Below are 19,189 nucleotides of genomic sequence, written 5' to 3'. Positions count from 1 at the left end.
AAAGACTCAGGGAATAAAGTTAGTAAGGTGAAATATTCGACAGACATTGGATATGAATCGTGATCTCTTCACGATCATGATACAAATGTTTAGCTTGTAGCTTGAACTTTACCTTATTATCAATGAGGAACTGCTTGAGATTTTCAAGGTCTTGCAGCACTTCGTCATAACGCCCTTTCATTGGCAGCTTAAGGTTAAAGATGGCCTCTTTTGCCCAACCTTTTAACAGCCACTGTCCCATCAGGTGAGCAACACGAGCTGGCTTTTCCACCATGTCACAAACAATCCATGTTACGTTCTTGCGGTCTGGTTCGAACTTAAAACCATCCACCATATGGTGCTTGATCTGGCCAGTTTCCATCAAACTGTCTGCCATCATGCCGTTATCAACGCAGTGAACGAACATTGAGCGCTTCACTAATTGGTACGTCCAACCGCCTGGACATGCACCTAAATCCACACCCCACATACCTGGTGCCAAACGCTCATCCCACTCTTCACGTGGAATAAAGACATGAAATGCTTCTTCCAGTTTAAGTGTTGAACGACTTGGAGCGTCTGCTGGGAATTTAAGGCGAGGGATACCCATGAAGAACTGTGAGTTGTTGTCAGTGTAAGAGTAACCAACGTAACAGTGGCCAGGCTCAACAAAGCAAATGTGCAGTACTGGTTTTTTCGCGTTATCTTTGTTCAGCATTAAGCCTTTGCCGCGCAACGCTTGACGCATTGGGACGGTAAACTTACGGCAGAATTTCAGTAACTCTTTCGCTTCATTTGTATCTGGCGTTTCAATTCTCAAATCACCACAACGAGGGAATGCTTCGATGTCTGCTAGTTCATTCAAAATTGGACTAATTCGGTCATCACTTGGCAACGATTGAAACTCAGCTGCTACCGCAAACATTTGTCGAGCAAAAATTAAAGACTTAAAGTCTAAACCTCTCGCAAGTTTGTCGGCATCTCCATCTTGGTAACACTCGAAGACAACATAACCTGAGTTTCTCTTCACACGAGGGAAGCCATACACTTCCAACTGTGTCGCTTTGTCCTGAATTTCACCAGCACACTCTTTCTCAAAGCCAGAACGGCAATAGAGCATTAGTTGTTTCACTTGGAGACCTCTTTGATATTGAACGCAGCAAAAAAGAACAGACACCAACCAATCATGAACAGTAATCCTCCCACAGGAGTAATTGGTCCAAACCACTTAATGCCCGTCAGCGCCAGCGCGTAAAGACTGCCGCTAAAACAAAAGATGCCGATAATAAAGCAAATCGCCGCAATGAAAAAATATTTTTGTGCTTTTTGTCCCAAATTGAGCAGAAGCAGAATGGCACAAAACACAATCGCCAACGTGTGAATAAATTGATACAGAACTCCGGTCTCAAATACACCGAGCAAATAAGGGGCCAGTGTCGCTTTTAACCCATGAGCAGCAAATGCTCCAAGAGCGACCGAAAGCAGCCCAGACAATCCAGAGAGTGAGAGTAACCACTTACTTTTCACTGTACACCTCTTTTATAAACGCCGCTAACTGCTCTATCGCGAGTGTAATGTTACCCACTTCAGTATGACCTGAGATCTTGCGCGGTTTGAAGCTGTGGTCACCATCAGGTAAAAAGCTCACAGTTACTTGCGACGAAAGGACGAAATCATCGAATTCCTCACGCTTACCAAAGGTGTCTCGCTCCCCTTGCAGAATCAGCGTAGGTTTCTCAATGGTTGCTAAGTGCTCGCCTTTGTATTTCTCTGGCTTTCCCGGCGGGTGAAATGGAAAACCTAAACAGGCAATGCCCGCCACCAGCTCATTTTCAGCCAACAAGCTCGACATACGACCGCCCATTGACTTACCACCAATAACCACGGGAGAAAAAGCAAAGTGAGCGATCACTTCGCTGTATGCTTCAAGCAACTTTGGCGCGCGATCGGGCGGACGCTTTTTGCCATCTTCCGAACGTTTCACCATGTAAGGGAAATTAAAACGCACTACACGAATACCTTGCTCCACTAATCCTTTGGCGACCGCTGTCATGAAGTCATGCTCCATCCCCGCACCTGCGCCGTGAGCAAAAATAAACAGCGGTCCGTTTTCAGGCCCCTCAGCTATCCAGTGATTCATCCAATACTTCCTCTTGTTCTTTTCTCGCGGTTGCCAACATCCAGTCTCTAAACGTTGCGATTCGGCCCATATCTGCCTGCTGTTCATGACACACCACATAGAATGCATTCTTGGATATCAACACTTCGTCGAATGGTGCAATGAGTCGTCCGGCTTCCATTTCAGGTTTGGCGAGTACGTTGTTACCGAGCGCGACCCCCTGACCGTGCGCAGCAGCCTGTAGCACCATCGTTGAGTGACTAAAAATAGGACCGTGGTTTACGTTGATGCCTTCAATGTTGTAATGACGAGCAAACTGCTTCCAGTCTTTACGCGAAGTATCGTGTAACAAAGTATGTAATTTGAGGTCACTTAAAGATTCTAATGGTTTGTTACCCAAAAGTAATGAAGGTGAACAAAGTGGGATCAAAAACTCTTGGTACAATTTATCTGCTCGCAAACCTGGCCAGTTCCCTCGGCCATAGTAGATCGCCACATCAACATCATCAGTCAGTGAGCCTTCATCCATATCTACGGCTTTAATACGTACATCGATATCGGGCTCTTGAGCATTAAAATCGGCCAAACGAGGTACAAGCCATTGGATAGCAAAACTCGGCGGTAGGCTAATCGTCAATGCCCCTTTTTCGCTACGTTCCAACACCTTATCTGTCGCTTCCGCAATCGAGGTGAAAATATCTTTGATATCGAGAAAGTAACTTTGGCCTTCTTCTGTTAACAACAAAGAACGATTACGTCGACGGAAGAGCTTCAATGATAAGAACTCTTCAAGCGCTTTAATCTGGTGACTGACCGCGGCTTGAGTAACAAATAACTCTTCTGCTGCTCGTGTAAAACTGAGATGACGAGCAGCCGCTTCGAAGACTCGAAGCGAATTTAATGGAGGCAATCTGCGAGACATATGGGACCTCTAATAGGATTAGTTTTTTTAATCTGAAACATTATAAAATGTCCGTTGTCGAACAGCCAGATAAATTCTATATTTCACCCCGCAACACGGGCCTGAACGGCTTGATTTCTTTGGAAATCAATTGGCTTCGTTGTTGCGATGTTGTGTTTGCAAACTCGTATTTCGAGTTAGGTAGATTTCTACCATAATGTTTTGTCCACACTCCCTGTGACAAAACATATACTTCCTGTATTTATTTTTGACCTGTCTGTCAAATTTGTTACACCGCCTAAATTAGGCGGTGTTTTTTTATCTATCAAAAATCTCATCCGCATATCTGGCAGCAATATCACTTTATTACTCTTCTTTCGGATTAATTATCGTTATATCAACACAAAGTGTATGGCTTTGCGATAAGCCTCAACATTATGCTAAGTAATGGTTGTCTGTAACGCGATCAAAAACAAAAAAGGCGCAAATTGATGTCTCAATTTGCGCCTTTTAACGTATTTTAACAGTCAGCTATGGACGGTAAACTTTTACGTTGCTGAAGCCTTGCTCTTGCAAGTAAAGCGCTTGCAGACGGCTCATCACACCGCGGTCACAGTAAAGTAGGTATGTCTTAGACTGGTCTAAGTCACCAAACTGTGTACCCAGCTTGTAGAAAGGGATATGTTTCACATCCACATCTTCGATTTCAAGTGGGTTATCTTCTTCCTCTTCAGGACTACGAATATCTAGCACAACCGCGTGCTCTTCTACCGCTTGAACTTGCTCTACTTCTGGTGCGGCTTGCTCAGACTCTTTCGCGATATCACGAATGTCCATCATGCGAGCTTCTTGAACCACTTTCTCAAGGATACTAAAGTCGAATTTCTCTTCTTCAGCTTCTAGCTTGCCTTTCACCGCTTTCACGGTTGGCTTCTTAGAGATAACACCACAGTATTCTGGCATTGTCTTTGCGAAATCTTCTGTGCCGATTTCACGTGCTAGATTGATGATGTCTTCTTTATCCCAGTTGATAAGTGGACGCAGAATCAGCGTGTCAGTTACGTTATCGATGTGGCGTAGATTGGTTAACGTTTGGCTCGATACTTGACCTAGCGCTTCACCTGTTACCAATGCTTCGATCTTCATCTTCTGGGCGATCATGCCTGCTGCACGCATAAACATACGCTTCAAGATCACGCCCATTTGGCCGTCATCGACTTTCTCTAGAATTTCCGCAACCACAGGCTCGAAATCAACTGAGATAAAACGTACTTTTGCTGAAGAACCGTATTTGTTCCATAGGTAGTGAGAAACCTGTTTAACGCCGATTTCGTGTGCTGGACCACCTAAGTTAAAGAAGCAGTAATGTACTTTTGAACCACGCTTGATATGAAGATAGCTTGAAACACCAGAGTCGAAACCACCCGAGATCAGGCTTAACACGTCTTCTTGCGTACCCAGTGGGAAACCACCTAGGCCTTTATGACGAGACAATACTTGGTTTAGCTTGTCGTTCGAGACTTCTACCTTGATCGTCACGTCTGGGTTTCGTAGCTTAACACTAGCGCTTTCAATCGCTTGATTTAAACCACCGCCTACATAACGCTCTAGTTCAATAGAGGTAAAGTCATGCTTGCCACGACGCTTCGCACGTACAACAAAGGTTTTATTTTCGAGTGCAGCACGGTTGAGTTCTAGTACTTGCTCGAAGATATCGTGCAAGTCTTTAAATTCAGTTTGCTTCACTTCCAGTACGTGGTGAATGCCTGGTGTATGAGTCAAAACCTCAAGAACTTCAGCGTGGAATTCGTTACTCTCAGAGGTCACTTCAATGTGATCACGACGGTTAAATACCGCGACAGACTCCGTGCGGCTCTTAATGATGTTACGAATGTTGCACTCTAAAATCTTTGTGAAGCGCTTACGCACAGATTCACTTTTTACAAAAATTTCTGGATGGGGCTTTACAATAAATTTCATAGTCTAATTCGCAGGTTAGTTTCGCAATCAACAAAGAGTGACACTCAACTTCAATACTTCATACGCAGTAAAACCGCGTTTCAGTCACAAAAAGTAGTCTGAGCTCACTTTTAAGGCGCAAGATTATACACCCAAGCGGATTGGAAAAACAAAAAAAGCGAGCAATCTGCTCGCTTTCTTATCTCTTTACTGACTTAAAACTAAAGCCTAGTTATTGAATTACCGGCACTTCTTCACTGTAGAGAGGCTCGCCTTGCATAATGCTGATTTCAACCCGTCGGTTAAGTGCGCGATTGTCATCAGAATCATTCGGTAACAAGGGTTCCGTATCCGCCATGCCTCGTACTCTTAAACGTTGATGAGAGAAGCCTCTCACTTTCTCCATCTCTTGCGCGACTGATACTGCACGCTGAGAAGAGAGATCCCAGTTAGAACGATAAAGTTCCGAGTCTAGCGGTCGATTGTCTGTATGGCCAGATACTCGAACAATGCCTGGCACGTCTTTTACTAGCTCTGCAATCTGACGAACTAAAGGACGAAACTTAGGCTGCAAGAAGGCCGAACCTTCTGGGAATGCACCTTTTTCACGCATACGTATAACAATCTGCTGACCGAGGTTTTCAACTTCAATGGCGCCTTGTTCAATCTCTCGCTCTAAGGCTTTCTTGATGCTTTCCATCAAGGTTTCCATCTCTTGCGACATCTCTTTAGATTGCTGTTGCTGCATGTCCGCTTCGGCAGATTCATTGTTTTGAGTTGACGTTTCTGGCGATTGCCCACCCGTTAACTTGCCTTCATCACGTTTTGTGCCACCAGCTCGATCAGACTCCCCTTCATGAAATTCGAGCGTCTGCTGAGTGATGTCCATGGTTTGCTGCATGATGACATCAATCGGAGTTGGTTCCGGCCGACCCGGTCGAAACTCTTGGGCAATAATGCTAGTACCTTTGGGAATGTCTTTCACTTCAAGCTGATTTTGCACACCGAAGGCAAATTTCATTGATCCTGCAATTTGTTTGAACTTCAGTACATCCATCTCAGAAAACGAGAGCAGAAGAACAAAGAAACACATCAGTAGCGACATCAAATCTGCGAATGTCCCCATCCATAACGGGAGGCCAGGTGGCGGACAATCGCATTTGTTATCTTCATCATCCATCACGACTCTCCAAGTTACTCGTCAATCTCAAGGGCACGTTTACCTTCATTGAGGTAGTTCTTCAAGTAACTATCGATCACTCGCGGGTTTTGGCCATCTTGAATCGCTAATACGCCATCCATGATCAAACGGCGATTTAGCGTTTCTTGGTCACGGCGAAGAGAAAGCTTATCCGCAATAGGGAAAAACACCATATTGGACAGGATCGCGCCATACAATGTGGTCAAGAGTGCAACGGCCATTGCTGGTCCAATCGCTTTTGGATCATCCATGTTTGAAAGCATCGCAACAAGACCAACCAAGGTGCCAATCATTCCCATCGCAGGAGCAACGTCGCCAAAGGCGCGAAATACACCAGTACCTTGCGTATGTCGTTCATCCGTAAGCGCGATGTCTTTTTTGAGTGCCGCTCTCACAACGTCGGCATCATGGCCATCAACCAGTAGATCAATGCCTTTCTGCATGAATGTGTTGTTTATTTCCATCTCTTCAAGAGCAAGAAAACCACCTTTACGCGCCGCATCGGCCATTTCCACAATTTTTGCGATCAGGTCTTCGGGTTCATCCGCTTTAAACATGAAGGCTTTGCCAGCAATCTTTGTCGCACCAAAAAACTGTCCCATTGTGAACTTCATCAACACGACGAATATTGAGCCACCAACGACAATAAGGATCGACGTGACATCGACAAACATGCCGATGCTGCCACCAAGCACCATCGCCATAATGACGAATGCAAAACCACCAATCAAACCTAACAGGGTTGCTAAATCCACAAAGCACTCCTCACGCTATACTCAAATACTGCCATTGGGCGGATTATTACCTGTATCGACAACTCGCGCAGAATTTTTAGAAAAATCTTAGCTAATGGATCACAAATTACACTTAACAACCTCAACCAAAATATGGGGTTTCACCGCTTAGACTCGTTGAACGCTAATTTTGTGACAATTATATAAGGTTAAATTTGACCAAGTTACTAGGCTAAGGTAACTTTCGTGCATCTTACCCGAGGCTTGATTAAGGCAGAAAAAAGATGGCGGTCAAGAAACCAGAAAACATGACCTTTGAAGCAACCATTGAAGAGCTTGATAGCTTGGTTGATCAATTAGAAAATGGCGATCTTGCTCTAGATGATGCTCTGCGTAAGTTTGAACGAGGCATTGCCTTAGCTCGTGCAGGCCAAACTAAATTAAGCGACGCCGAACAACGCGTGAGCATTCTTCTTAGTGAAGATGATGAAGCACCACTGAGTGACTTCAAACCAGATTCAGAATAACAATCAGTAGTGAGCAATGTGATGCAACAGACATTGACGTCTTTTCAACAAAGAAACAATCAGCAATTGAATTTGTGGCTCGATCAGCTTCCATATCAAGAGCAGCCATTGATTCAAGCAATGAAATACGGCCTTTTGCTAGGTGGGAAACGCGTTCGCCCTTTTCTTGTTTACATCACAGGTCAAATGCTCGGCTGTAAACCTGAAGACTTAGACACCCCCGCCGCTGCTATCGAATGTATACATGCCTACTCACTCATTCATGATGATCTGCCAGCCATGGACGATGATGAACTGCGTCGAGGTCAACCAACTTGTCATATTAAGTTTGATGAAGCAACCGCAATACTGACAGGTGATGCACTACAAACTCTTGCCTTCACTATTATTGCTGATGGTCAATTAAGCTCAGCGGCAGAAGCTCAACGCATCAATATGATCAAAGCCTTAGCGCATTCCTCTGGTGCCAGCGGCATGTGTGTAGGGCAAGCCTTAGATTTAGGCGCGGAGAATCGCCTAGTTTCTCTTGAAGAAATGGAAGAGATACACCGTAAAAAAACCGGAGCTCTGATTGATTGTGCGGTAAAATTAGGTGCATTAGCTGCTGGTGAGAAAGGTATCGAGGTTCTACCTCACTTGGAGCGCTACTCAAAAGCAATTGGTTTGGCGTTTCAGGTTCAAGACGATATTCTTGATATCATCAGTGACACAGAAACACTGGGTAAGCCTCAAGGTTCCGACCAAGGTCTGAATAAGAGCACTTATCCTTCCCTGCTGGGTTTAGAGGGAGCCATAGAGAAAGCTCACACTCTGTTACAGGAAGCACTTCAAGCATTGGAAGCTATCCCATACAATACTCAGTTACTCGAAGAGTTCGCCCGATATGTCATCGAGCGCAAAAATTAACACTATAAGCGCGCATTTATATGACTCTTGATATTTCAAAGTACCCAACACTGGCGTTAGCAAATACACCGGAAGAATTACGTCTTCTTCCGAAAGAAACATTACCAAATCTGTGTGATGAACTGCGAACGTATCTGCTAAATTCAGTGAGCCAATCTAGCGGACACTTAGCGTCTGGCTTAGGCACCGTAGAGCTAACTGTCGCTCTGCATTATGTTTACAACACCCCTATCGACAAATTGATTTGGGATGTTGGTCATCAGGCTTACCCGCACAAAATCCTCACCGGACGTCGCGATAAAATGCCAACAATTCGCCAAAAGGATGGTCTACACCCTTTCCCCTGGCGTGAAGAAAGTGAATATGACACGTTGTCTGTCGGTCACTCTTCGACATCTATCAGTGCAGGTCTTGGCTTGGCCATCAGCGCACAAAAAGAAGGCAAAGGCCGTAAAATTGTCAGTGTGATTGGCGATGGCGCAATTACAGCAGGCATGGCATTCGAAGCCATGAACCACGCTGGCGACGTTCATCCTGATATGTTGGTGATTTTGAACGACAACGAAATGTCGATTTCAGAAAACGTCGGCGCCCTGAATAACCACCTTGCAAAGGTACTTTCTGGTAGCTTATACACTTCTATCCGTGAAGGCGGCAAGAAAGTGCTGTCTGGTGTTCCACCTATTAAAGAGTTGGTTCGCCGTACGGAAGAGCACCTAAAAGGCATGGTAGTGCCTGGTACTCTATTCGAAGAATTCGGCTTTAATTACATTGGCCCGATTGATGGGCACGACGTCAATGAACTCGTCAAAACGCTAAAAAACATGCGTGAGCTCAAAGGTCCTCAGTTCTTACACATCATGACCAAGAAAGGCAAAGGTTATGAGCCTGCCGAGAAAGATCCTATCGGCTACCATGGTGTTCCTAAATTCGATCCAACGCATAACTGTCTACCGAAAAGCAGTGGCGGTAAGCCAACTTACTCAAAGATCTTTGGTGACTTTTTATGTGACATGGCGGCCCAAGATCCTAAGCTAATGGCAATTACGCCAGCAATGCGCGAAGGATCAGGTATGGTGCGTTTCTCAAAAGAGTACCCAGACCAATACTTTGATGTGGCGATTGCTGAGCAGCACGCGGTGACACTGGCAACAGGCATGGCAATTGCGGGCGATCATCCAATCGTTGCTATCTATTCGACTTTCTTGCAACGTGGTTATGACCAATTGATCCACGACATCGCGATCATGGACTTACCAGTGATGTTTGCGATCGACCGCGCAGGTCTCGTTGGCGCAGATGGTCAAACTCACCAAGGTGCGTTCGATTTGAGCTTTATGCGCTGTATTCCGAACATGGTGATCATGGCGCCAAGCGACGAAAACGAGTGCCGACAAATGCTTTACACTGGCCATAAGCATTCTGGCCCGAGTGCGGTTCGATACCCTCGTGGTAGCGGCATGGGCGTAGAAATCGAAACTGAGTTTACGGCGTTAGAAATCGGTAAAGGGCGCATGGTTCGCCAAGGTGAAAAAGTTGCTATTCTGAACTTTGGTACTTTCTTGGGCAACGCGCTAGAAGCGGCAGAATACCTTAACGCCACTGTTGCTGATATGCGCTTTGTGAAGCCGCTCGATGAGGCATTGATTCGTCAACTAGCCGCAGATCATGACGTGCTCGTGACGTTAGAAGAAAATGTTATCGCGGGTGGTGCTGGCGCTGGTGTCGTTGAGTTCATGATGAAAGATAAAATCATTAAACCTGTGTTGAACCTAGGTTTACCAGATGAGTTTATTCATCAGGGAACACAAGATGAACTGCATGAAGAGCTTGGTCTCGATGCAAAAGGAATTGAAAAATCCATCTTGGATTATTTAGCAAAATAGAATGTAAAAAGGGATGTTCATAGCATCCCTTTTTTACGTTCAGTGTTTAGTTCATCCAGCCCGCATATTTTGCGACTAGAAACAGGGCAACACCGGCCATAACTCCCGCCACGATATCATCAACCATAATACCCAGCCCACCGTGAACTCGCTTATCTAGCCACCCAATTGGCCAAGGTTTTACCATATCGAAAAAACGAAATAAGATGAAGCCAGTGATCAACCACTTCCATTCAGTGAGTGGAATATTCAGTGCAGGTACAATGCTCATCGTAATCCAAAAGCCTGCAAACTCATCCCATACGATTGAACCATGATCATGCACCTTCATGTCTGCAGACGTCACTTGGCATATTTGAATGCCGATCACACACGAAATCAGAACAACAATGACATACGCCGTAAATGGTAATTGTGCCAACAACAAAAAGAAAGGCACGGCCGCCAGTGTGCCCATTGTTCCAGGGATAAACGGGGATAATCCACTGCCAAAACCCGTCGCCAATAGATGCCACGGGTTCTTTAATGAAATCAGAGAAAGAGGGTTGGTCATATCCTTAAACCTATACTGCTAGTTTGGTTTCAATCGTCATGCCTGTGAGTTGCTCAATAGTAACAGGCTCTTGGCTAGAGCTTAGCTCAGATCATTTAAAGTGGTCGAAGCCACTTAAGTCCCAATCAAGTGGTTGATTGTTATCATGCAGCTCGAAGGTTCCATTTGGTCGGATTTGACCAATACATGTGACCTTACAGCCAGTATGAGATAAAGCGCTTTGTAACGAGCCTCGATTTTGCTCCGGCACGGTAAAACACAACTCGTATTCTTCGCCACTTGCTAAAGCATACTGCTGCGCGCTGATCTTATCATCTAAAAACTGGACTAATTCTGAAGAGATCGGTAGCTGAGAGACATCAATACTCACTCCAACCTGAGATCGCTGTAAAATGTGCTTAATATCAGAGATTAAACCATCTGAAATATCTATCGCCGAAGAGGCTAAGCCAACAAGAGCTTGTCCAGCAAGCACACGCGGAGAACTAAGGTAATGAGCTCGCTCTAGTGCTTCCGCGCCGGCTCTACTGCGCAGAGAGTCATCTAGAATCACATCCAAGCCAGCTTTTGCATCGCCAAGGTTTCCCGTTACGTATACCCAATCCCCAGGCTTGGCGCCGGATCGCGTGAGCGCTTTGTCTTCAGGTACAAAACCTTGCACCGTCAGTGTCAGACACAATGGGCCTTTGGTGGTATCACCGCCTATTAACTGAATACCATAGTAATCAGCCAGTTCGAAAAATGCATCACAGAAAGGTGCAAGCCATTCTTCATCTGGCTCAGGCATCGTTAATGCAAAGCTCACCCACGCAGGCGTTGCGCCCATCGCCGCCAAATCACTGATGTTAGAAGCCAATGCTTTGTGTGCGACCCATGCTGGGTTCGCGTCGGCTAAGAAATGCGTTCCAGCTACCAATGTATCCGTGCTAATCGCAATCTGAACATTAGCTGGCGCTTTGACCAAAGCGCAATCATCACCAGCGGCTAGATGGACATCTTTACGTTGGCTCTGACGACCGACGAAGTATTTGTCTATCAGATTAAATTCACCAGACATAATTCACTTACTTTTTGATGTAAAAGCTTTTGATACAAAAAAGGTCAGCATGTGCTGACCTTTTCATTGAAGAAATCGTTATTTCTTACGAATGTGAGGTGCTGCTTTATCAAGTACACCATTCACAAACTTGTGGCTATCTTCTGCTGCGAAAACTTTTGCAAGTTCAATCGCTTCATTGATAACAACTTTGTAAGGAACATCTTCGCGACGAGTCATCTCGTACATAGCAAGGCGAAGAAGAGCAAGTTCCATCATATCTAAATCCTGCATAGGACGAGAGATGTATGGACGAATTTTGCTATCTAGCTCAGCGTGGCTAAGTACAACACCGCTTAATAGTTCACGGAAGTAAGCTACGTCTGTCTCTGGAGCAGCAAGCGCTGGCTCAGATGCATGAAGTTCTTCTTCATCGTATTTGTCGCCAGACAAAAACTGTTCTTCAATCTTGGCAACATTCTCTTTAGTAATTTGCCATGAGTAGATCGCCTGTAGAGCGAATTGACGTGCGTTACGACGTGCGGCTGGTTTCACACTGGCCCCCATTAGGAATCAATTTCAGATAGTACATTAATCATTTCAAGTGCGCTTAGTGCAGCCTCTGCACCTTTATTACCAGCCTTGGTTCCTGCGCGTTCAATCGCTTGATCGATCGTATCAACAGTCAAAACACCAAATGCTACTGGAATGCTGAATTCCATAGACACTTGTGCTAGACCTTTGTTCATTTCACTACAAACATAGTCAAAGTGAGGCGTTCCACCGCGAATAACAGACCCTAGAGAAACAATAGCGTCGAATTTGCCAGTTTTAGCAACACGCTGAGCTACTAGAGGTAGTTCTACGGCACCTGGACAACGCACAACCGTGATGTTGTCTTCGCTTACTTGTCCGTGACGCTTTAGTGTATCGATCGCACCAGAAAGTAGGCTTTCGTTAATAAAACTGTTGAAACGAGAAATAACGATAGCAATTTTTGCATTTGGCGCTGGGAAGCCACCCTCGATCACTTTCATAAGCGTTCCTTTAACTCTATTTATAAGTGAAATATGTTCATCAAGTGAGAATCGCCGGATTCTAGCACAAATTTGTGAGCAATATCTAATGGAAATTGGAGGCAAATCACTGGCTCCTAGCCATTGACGAGTTAAGCACGTCAAAGACTAGGAACTTATTGTTCGGTTGTTACTCGCAGACGTACTCAACAACGTTCAGACCAAAACCACCTAACGCGTGGTACTTTTTGTTGGTCGATGACAGAAGACGCATATCATGTACACCGAGATCCGCAAGAATCTGTGAACCAACGCCAACACGGCGAGACGTGCCTTGTTTTTTAGCAAGCGTTGGTGCTTCACCTTTGTCTTGCGCTTCGAACATCTTCACGCGATGAATAAGTAGATCGGTCGATTCTTCATGGCCAAGAACAACCAGTACACCGCCCTCTTCACCAATGCGTTTCATTGCCTTATCTAGTGTCCAGCTGCGTTCTGCATTACGATCGCTACGTAGTAAGTCGGTAAAAACGTCTTGAAGATGAACGCGAACCAGTGGCGCTTTTTCTTTCAAATCGCCCTTGCACATTGCGTAGTGCACTTGGTTATCAATGGTGTCTTTGTACGTGACTAACGTGAACTCGCCAAACTCTGTCGGTAACTTGCACTCTGCCACACGTTCAATCGTTGTCTCAGTGTTATTGCGGTACTCAATTAGGTCGGCAATAGTGCCCAATTTAATACCGTGCTTCTCTGCAAAGATCTCTAGATCTGGGCGACGAGCCATCGTGCCGTCGTCATTTAAGATCTCAACAATCACCGATGCTGGCTCTAAACCAGCAAGACGAGCCAAATCACAGCCAGCTTCAGTGTGACCTGCGCGAGTCAGTACACCGCCGTCTTGAGCTGCGAGAGGGAAGATGTGACCAGGCTGCACCAAATCCGCAGCTTTAGCGTTTGGCGCGACTGCTGCTTGAACGGTACGTGCGCGATCTGCGGCTGAAATACCAGTCGTTACCCCTTCTGCTGCCTCAATCGAAACAGTAAAGTTGGTGGTGTATTGCGCATTATTGTCTTGCACCATTGGTGGCAGACCTAGACTTTCGCAACGATCTTTGGTCATGGTTAAACAAATCAGGCCACGGCCATAGGTTGCCATAAAGTTGATGGCTTCCGGCGTAATATGCTCGGCAGCCATGATCAAGTCACCTTCATTCTCGCGGTCTTCATCATCCATTAGGATGACCATTTTGCCTGCGCGAATATCATCAATAATTTCTTGTGGCGTACTGATTGGCATAGTCTGTTATCCCGTTATTCTAAATTTGTTATTGCGACAGCAATGAAAAATTACGTTGCAGTGAATGCTAGTTAGGTCAATAGTTTGAGCTTTGCATTAAGCAAGTCAATGAATCTCGCGGTGTTCTGTGAGTCTGCTCTTTATCGCATGCCTCACGCAGCCACTCCCAAGACTTATGCAAAACCGTTTTGCTGTAAAAAGTCCATCGTGATACGAGACTCGGCCTTATCTTCTTGTTGTCCTTGCAGTAAACGCTCCATATAACGCGCAAGTACATCAACTTCTAAGTTGACTTTGCGCCCCACTTGAAACTGGTCAATCGTAGTTTCTTCACTCGTATGAGGAACGATCGTCAGCTTAAAAGCATTTTTACGTAAGTCGTTGACGGTTAGGCTAATACCATCAACAGTAATCGAGCCTTTCTCTGCAACGTACTTGCTAATTTCCGCAGGCATTGCAACCCAAAACTCTATCGCACGGCCAACTGAATTGCGTTCGACAATTTCACCAACCCCATCGACATGGCCAGAAACGATATGTCCACCCAATCGCGTTGTTGGCAACATGGCTTTTTCTAGATTCACCTTATCGCCTACTTGGTATTCAGCAAACCCAGTTTTCTTCAAGGTTTCTAATGACAGATCAGCACTGTAATAGTGGCTTCCGAAGTCAACTACCGTTAAGCAAACACCGTTGGTCGCAATGCTATCGCCTAACTTAACGTCTGACATATCAAGCGTACCCGTTTCAACCGTGACGGTGATGTCTTCGCCCTTCGGCGTAATCGCAGCTAACTTGCCAACTGCTTCTACTATTCCTGTAAACATACTATTTCTTATCTAATTTCATTACGTTTTATGGTGGCCGTGATGCGAATGTCTACCCCAACCATACGAACGTCTGTAATGTTTAAATCTATGACGTCAGCCATAGCGCTTAACCCTAAAGCACCGATAAGCCCCCGACCATCGCTGCCCATGAGTTTTGGCGCAAGGTAAACAATGAGCTCATCTACAAGATTAGCCTTTATCATCGCACTCGCTAGCGTAGCTCCAGCTTCAACCCATAAGTGATTGATATGGTGCTCATCAGAGATACGCTTTAATGTCGTTGATAAGTCAATTTGGTCAGCGCTGTCCAATAGAGGGATACAGTCTCCATCAGAGCGAACAATAACTCGTTCTCCATCGGTATGGAACAGCTTGAGCGCATCAGTTAAATGGTTCTGACGGTCTAAGATTACACGTACTGGTTGACGAAGCTCTTCTTGTAAATACTGCGCTTGAACACTTTTAGGTAAGTCATCCCAGCGCACATTGAGTGATGCATTATCATCAATCACCGTTTTGCTAGTAGAAAGAATGCCACCACTTATCGCTCGATAACGCTGCACATCTTGGCGGGCCGCTGGGGAGGTGATCCATTGGCTCTGACCATTACTGAGTGCGCTTTGCCCATCCAAACTGGCTGCCATTTTTAATTGAACAAACGGCATGCCTGTACGCATGTACTTTATAAAACCAGGGTTAAGGGCAAGGGCATCTTGCTCTAACAAGCCGATTTGTACTTCAATTCCGGCATCACGTAACATCTGGATGCCGCGACCTGCAACTTTCGGGTTTGGGTCTACCATGGCGCAAACCACACGTGCCACTTTGGCTTTAATCAGCCCTTCGGCACATGGCGGTGTACGGCCGTAATGAGAGCAAGGTTCTAGCGTCACATAAGCGGTTGCACCAACTGTTTTTTCACCCGCCATGCGCATCGCGTGCACTTCGGCATGCGGCTCACCAGCACGATGGTGATAGCCTTCACCGACAATTTCTTCATCACGAACGATGACACACCCTACATTTGGATTAGGGGCGGTGGTGTAAATGCCACGTTTCGCTAACTTAATAGCTCGTGACATCATGGCGAAATCTAAATCAGAAAACGCTCTTTCAGGAGTGTGTTGAGTCATGAGCTACTCAGTCTTCTAGGCGGGCAATCTCTTCGCCAAACTCGCGAATATCTTCAAAGCTGCGGTAAACCGAAGCGAAACGAATGTAAGCCACCTTATCGAGCTCTTTGAGCTGGTCCATGACTAAATTACCAATCATTTCACTCGGAACCTCTCGCTCACCCGTCGCACGCAGTTGTGATTTGATCATACTGATCGCTAACTCTATAGAATCGGCACTCACTGGGCGTTTCTCTAAAGCGCGTTGAATACCGCCGACCATTTTATCTTCATCAAATGGTTCACGGTTGCCATTCGATTTGATCACTTTAGGCATCACTAACTCTGCGCTTTCAAACGTAGTGAAACGCTCGCTACACGCCAAGCACTGACGGCGACGTCGAACTTGATGGCCATCAGCCACTAAGCGGGAATCAATAACTTTGGTATCGTTCTCGGAACAAAAAGGACAATGCATATCACCTCCATATCTATACCAAAATAACCTCATGAGCAATCACGGATAACCACGCGTTCATGGTTATACGGACTCTATTAAAGCTATTTGGGTATAACGCTTTCAAACCGAAATAAAAGCTCATGTAGTGTAGCGGAATTGGTATGTTAGACAAAACAAAAAGGGGCGCAAAGGCCCCTTTTTCACTCAAGATCTCGTCGAATGTGTTAACTGCGTGCTAAGTAGTTCGCTTTACCAACCCACTTGTAGCTAGTTAGCTCTTCTAAGCCCATCGGACCGCGTGCATGTAGCTTTTGCGTAGATACTGCGACTTCTGCGCCAAGGCCAAATTGCGCACCGTCTGTAAAGCGCGTTGAAGCATTCACATAAACCGCCGCCGAACCGACAGAATTGATGAACAGTTCTGAGTTTTCCAAACTATTGGTCATGATCGCATCTGAGTGGCTCGCGTTATGGACACGCATATGATCAATGGCATCTTTCACATCAGACACAACTTTCACACCAAGAGTGTAGCTCAACCATTCCGTATCAAAGTCACCTTCAACAGCATCGCGAATTTGTGTTGCTTGAGCCATCAGTGCTTTTGCCTTAGGCTCTATCACGAAGGTCACTTTATCGTTCATGCGCTCTACGATCATTGGTAGGAATTGCGCTGCAATTTTTTCATGCACGAGCAGCGTATCTAATGAGTTACACGCAGATGGACGTTGAACTTTAGAGTTCTCAACCACATTCAGGGATTTCTCTAGATCAGCGGATTCGTCGACAAAGATATGGCTGATACCAAAGCCACCAATAATCACCGGAATCGTGCTGTTTTCTTTACACATTTTGTGTAGGCCAGCACCACCGCGTGGAATGATCATGTCGACGTAATCGTCCAACTTAAGCAATTGAGAAACAAGCTCACGATCTGGTTTTTCAATGTACTGCACAGAAGCGGCTGGAAGGTTCGCCTTTGCGAGCGCAGACTGAATAACCTTCACTAATTCCATATTCGAGAAAAAGGTCTCTTTGCCACCACGTAAAATGCTTGCGTTGCCGGTTTTCAAGCACAACGCTGCAATATCAATGGTTACGTTTGGACGCGCTTCATAAATTACGCCCACGACACCAAGCGGCACACGACGACGAGACAGTGACATCCCATTTTCCAGTACCTTACTGTCTATTTCGCTGCCTACAGGATCGTTCAGGCTAATGACGTTGCGAACATCATTCGCAATTGCAGTCAATCGTTCTTCATTAAGCAAAAGGCGATCGAGCAGCGCATCGGTTAAACCCGCTTCACGGCCAAGTTCGATGTCTTTAGCGTTTGCCGCCAAAATAGCAGCAGAGTTTGCTTCTAGTTCATCAGCAATGATGGCTAATGCTTGGTTCTTTTGCGCAGTTGACGCTGTCGCTAATTCGAAAGCTGCATCTTTAGCAGCTTTACCCATATTCGTTAAATCCACTTTGCTTCCCTCTAATTCTATTCCTGAATGACGACCAAATCATCGCGGTGAATCACCTCAGAGCCATAATCATGACCCAAAATAGAGATGATATCTTTACTGTGCTTACCAGTAATTTTAGTTAGGTCATCACTTGAGTAGGCGCTGATGCCACGAGCCACCAACTTACCGTGAGTGTTTGTTACACGCGCCACTTCGCCTCGTGCGAAGTCACCACTAACTTTGATGACCCCTTTAGCAAGTAGGCTACTGCCTTTGCCGACCACAGCATTGACTGCACCATCATCAATAACGATGTCGCCCGATGCCGCAGGTCCCGCTAGAATCCAGCGTTTACGGTTCTCTAAGGCTTCAGCGCAAGGTAGGAAGCGCGTGCCCTGAGGTTCAGCACTTAAAGAGTCAAAGATAACATTCGGCGCACTACCAGCAGCAATAATAACCTCGATACCTGCGCGGCGAGCGATGTCTGCGGCTTGCAGCTTCGTTGCCATACCACCAGTACCCAATGTTGTACCGCTTCCACCTGCGATTTTACGCAGCGTATCGTCGATGGTTTTTACTTCCTTGATAAGCTCTGCGTTCGGATCTTTACGAGGATCAGCAGTAAACAGACCTTTTTGGTCCGTTAAAAGCAAGAGCTTATCTGCACCACATAAAATGCCTACCAAAGCGGAAAGGTTGTCGTTATCGCCAACTTTAATCTCGCTAGTCGCAACGGCATCATTTTCGTTTACGATAGGAACAATATCGTTCGCAACGAGCGCATTAATAGTGTCACGCGCGTTAAGGAATCGCTCACGATCTTCTAAATCGGCACGGGTTAGTAGCATTTGGCCGATCTTGATACCATAAATACCAAACAAAGACTCCCATGTTTGAATCAAGCGGCTCTGCCCCACCGCGGCAAGTAACTGCTTACTCGCCATCTCGTTGGGCAATGCGGGGTAACCAAGATGCTCACGGCCTGCTGCAATCGCACCAGACGAAACCATTACGATTGAATGGCCTTGTTTTTTAAGCTCAGCACACTGGCGTGCTAACTCAACCATGTGTGCACGGTCGAGTGCCAGAGTGCCGCCTGTCAGCACACTTGTACCCAGTTTCACAACGACAGTTTGTGGTTGTGAAACAACTGCATTTTGTTGATTCGTTGTCATGATGTCTTCTGAAGTGAAAAACAAATAAAGAGAGGATG

At 45.7% G+C, this 19,189-nt stretch carries 20 protein-coding genes; 3 read left to right on the top strand and 17 right to left on the bottom strand.

What is annotated here, in order from left to right:
- Window positions 1-19: 19 nt before the first annotated feature.
- From rlmM to pomA, 7 genes are all read right to left on the bottom strand, one after another.
- Window positions 20-1,111: a 23S rRNA (cytidine(2498)-2'-O)-methyltransferase RlmM gene (gene rlmM, locus R7E00_RS17270; protein WP_017820611.1), complete on the bottom strand. Its 1,092-nt coding sequence runs from the start codon at window positions 1,109-1,111 to the stop codon at window positions 20-22.
- Window positions 1,108-1,506 carry a DUF423 domain-containing protein gene (locus R7E00_RS17265; RefSeq protein WP_053306526.1) on the bottom strand — a complete coding sequence of 133 codons (399 nt, stop codon included), beginning with the start codon at window positions 1,504-1,506 and terminating at the stop codon, window positions 1,108-1,110. The genes rlmM and R7E00_RS17265 overlap by 4 nt, the downstream gene beginning before the upstream one ends.
- On the bottom strand, window positions 1,496-2,119 hold the full coding sequence (locus R7E00_RS17260; protein ID WP_053306527.1) for an alpha/beta fold hydrolase: 624 nt from the start codon (window positions 2,117-2,119) through the stop codon (window positions 1,496-1,498). Before R7E00_RS17260 ends, R7E00_RS17265 begins: the two co-directional genes overlap by 11 nt.
- Window positions 2,100-3,020, bottom strand: coding sequence for a transcriptional regulator GcvA (locus R7E00_RS17255; RefSeq protein ID WP_005383616.1), 921 nt, complete (start codon window positions 3,018-3,020; stop codon window positions 2,100-2,102). The genes R7E00_RS17260 and R7E00_RS17255 overlap by 20 nt, the downstream gene beginning before the upstream one ends.
- A gap of 510 nt (window positions 3,021-3,530) precedes the next feature.
- Window positions 3,531-4,979, bottom strand: a complete 1,449-nt coding sequence (gene thiI, locus R7E00_RS17250) for a tRNA uracil 4-sulfurtransferase ThiI (RefSeq protein ID WP_256900438.1) — start codon at window positions 4,977-4,979, stop codon at window positions 3,531-3,533.
- Between the two features lie 211 nt (window positions 4,980-5,190).
- Entirely contained in the window at window positions 5,191-6,138 is a 948-nt protein-coding gene (locus tag R7E00_RS17245; protein WP_005383619.1) for a flagellar motor protein MotB, read from the bottom strand.
- Window positions 6,139-6,152: 14 nt separating this feature from the next.
- Window positions 6,153-6,914, bottom strand: a complete 762-nt coding sequence (gene pomA / locus R7E00_RS17240) for a flagellar motor protein PomA (RefSeq protein ID WP_005381564.1) — start codon at window positions 6,912-6,914, stop codon at window positions 6,153-6,155.
- A gap of 263 nt (window positions 6,915-7,177) precedes the next feature.
- On the opposite strand from pomA, the gene xseB reads away from it, so the two are divergent.
- Genes xseB through dxs form a run of 3 tightly spaced genes read left to right on the top strand, consistent with a single transcriptional unit; the run spans window position 7,178 to window position 10,212 of the window.
- Complete coding sequence (gene xseB / locus R7E00_RS17235; protein ID WP_005381566.1) at window positions 7,178-7,420, top strand: exodeoxyribonuclease VII small subunit; 243 nt, start codon at window positions 7,178-7,180, stop codon at window positions 7,418-7,420.
- A gap of 21 nt (window positions 7,421-7,441) precedes the next feature.
- The gene (gene ispA, locus R7E00_RS17230; protein WP_213908014.1) at window positions 7,442-8,326 is read left to right on the top strand and encodes a (2E,6E)-farnesyl diphosphate synthase; all 885 of its coding nucleotides are present in this window, start codon (window positions 7,442-7,444) and stop codon (window positions 8,324-8,326) included.
- 20 nt (window positions 8,327-8,346) lie between these two features.
- On the top strand, window positions 8,347-10,212 hold the full coding sequence (gene dxs, locus R7E00_RS17225) for a 1-deoxy-D-xylulose-5-phosphate synthase (RefSeq protein ID WP_206958413.1): 1,866 nt from the start codon (window positions 8,347-8,349) through the stop codon (window positions 10,210-10,212).
- A gap of 46 nt (window positions 10,213-10,258) precedes the next feature.
- Here the strand turns inward: dxs and pgpA are convergent, their stop codons facing one another.
- The 10 genes from pgpA to proB form a co-directional block, all read right to left on the bottom strand.
- Window positions 10,259-10,765 carry a phosphatidylglycerophosphatase A gene (gene pgpA / locus R7E00_RS17220; RefSeq protein ID WP_031780838.1) on the bottom strand — a complete coding sequence of 169 codons (507 nt, stop codon included), beginning with the start codon at window positions 10,763-10,765 and terminating at the stop codon, window positions 10,259-10,261.
- Between the two features lie 91 nt (window positions 10,766-10,856).
- On the bottom strand, window positions 10,857-11,822 hold the full coding sequence (gene thiL / locus R7E00_RS17215; protein ID WP_005381570.1) for a thiamine-phosphate kinase: 966 nt from the start codon (window positions 11,820-11,822) through the stop codon (window positions 10,857-10,859).
- Between the two features lie 78 nt (window positions 11,823-11,900).
- On the bottom strand, window positions 11,901-12,368 hold the full coding sequence (gene nusB / locus R7E00_RS17210) for a transcription antitermination factor NusB (RefSeq protein WP_005381571.1): 468 nt from the start codon (window positions 12,366-12,368) through the stop codon (window positions 11,901-11,903).
- The gene (gene ribE, locus R7E00_RS17205) at window positions 12,368-12,838 is read right to left on the bottom strand and encodes a 6,7-dimethyl-8-ribityllumazine synthase (protein WP_005381572.1); all 471 of its coding nucleotides are present in this window, start codon (window positions 12,836-12,838) and stop codon (window positions 12,368-12,370) included. Before ribE ends, nusB begins: the two co-directional genes overlap by 1 nt.
- A 169-nt stretch (window positions 12,839-13,007) precedes the next feature.
- Window positions 13,008-14,117 (bottom strand): bifunctional 3,4-dihydroxy-2-butanone-4-phosphate synthase/GTP cyclohydrolase II, encoded by a 1,110-nt coding sequence (gene ribBA / locus R7E00_RS17200; RefSeq protein ID WP_005381573.1) that lies wholly within the window; start codon window positions 14,115-14,117, stop codon window positions 13,008-13,010.
- A 173-nt stretch (window positions 14,118-14,290) separates the two neighbouring features.
- Window positions 14,291-14,944, bottom strand: coding sequence for a riboflavin synthase (locus tag R7E00_RS17195; protein WP_005381574.1), 654 nt, complete (start codon window positions 14,942-14,944; stop codon window positions 14,291-14,293).
- 8 nt (window positions 14,945-14,952) lie between these two features.
- Entirely contained in the window at window positions 14,953-16,080 is a 1,128-nt protein-coding gene (gene ribD, locus R7E00_RS17190; RefSeq protein WP_182016573.1) for a bifunctional diaminohydroxyphosphoribosylaminopyrimidine deaminase/5-amino-6-(5-phosphoribosylamino)uracil reductase RibD, read from the bottom strand.
- Between the two features lie 7 nt (window positions 16,081-16,087).
- Window positions 16,088-16,537, bottom strand: coding sequence for a transcriptional regulator NrdR (gene nrdR / locus R7E00_RS17185; protein WP_005381578.1), 450 nt, complete (start codon window positions 16,535-16,537; stop codon window positions 16,088-16,090).
- 206 nt (window positions 16,538-16,743) lie between these two features.
- Window positions 16,744-17,994: a glutamate-5-semialdehyde dehydrogenase gene (locus tag R7E00_RS17180; protein WP_213965672.1), complete on the bottom strand. Its 1,251-nt coding sequence runs from the start codon at window positions 17,992-17,994 to the stop codon at window positions 16,744-16,746.
- A 17-nt stretch (window positions 17,995-18,011) separates the two neighbouring features.
- Window positions 18,012-19,151: a glutamate 5-kinase gene (proB, locus tag R7E00_RS17175; protein WP_137281755.1), complete on the bottom strand. Its 1,140-nt coding sequence runs from the start codon at window positions 19,149-19,151 to the stop codon at window positions 18,012-18,014.
- Between the last annotated feature and the right edge of the window lie 38 nt (window positions 19,152-19,189).

Source organism: Vibrio sp. Vb1755 (assembly GCF_033338635.1).
Lineage (GTDB): Bacteria > Pseudomonadota > Gammaproteobacteria > Enterobacterales > Vibrionaceae > Vibrio > Vibrio alginolyticus.
Note: the sequence above shows the minus strand (reverse complement) of the source record. Positions and strands in the feature narration are given on the sequence as shown.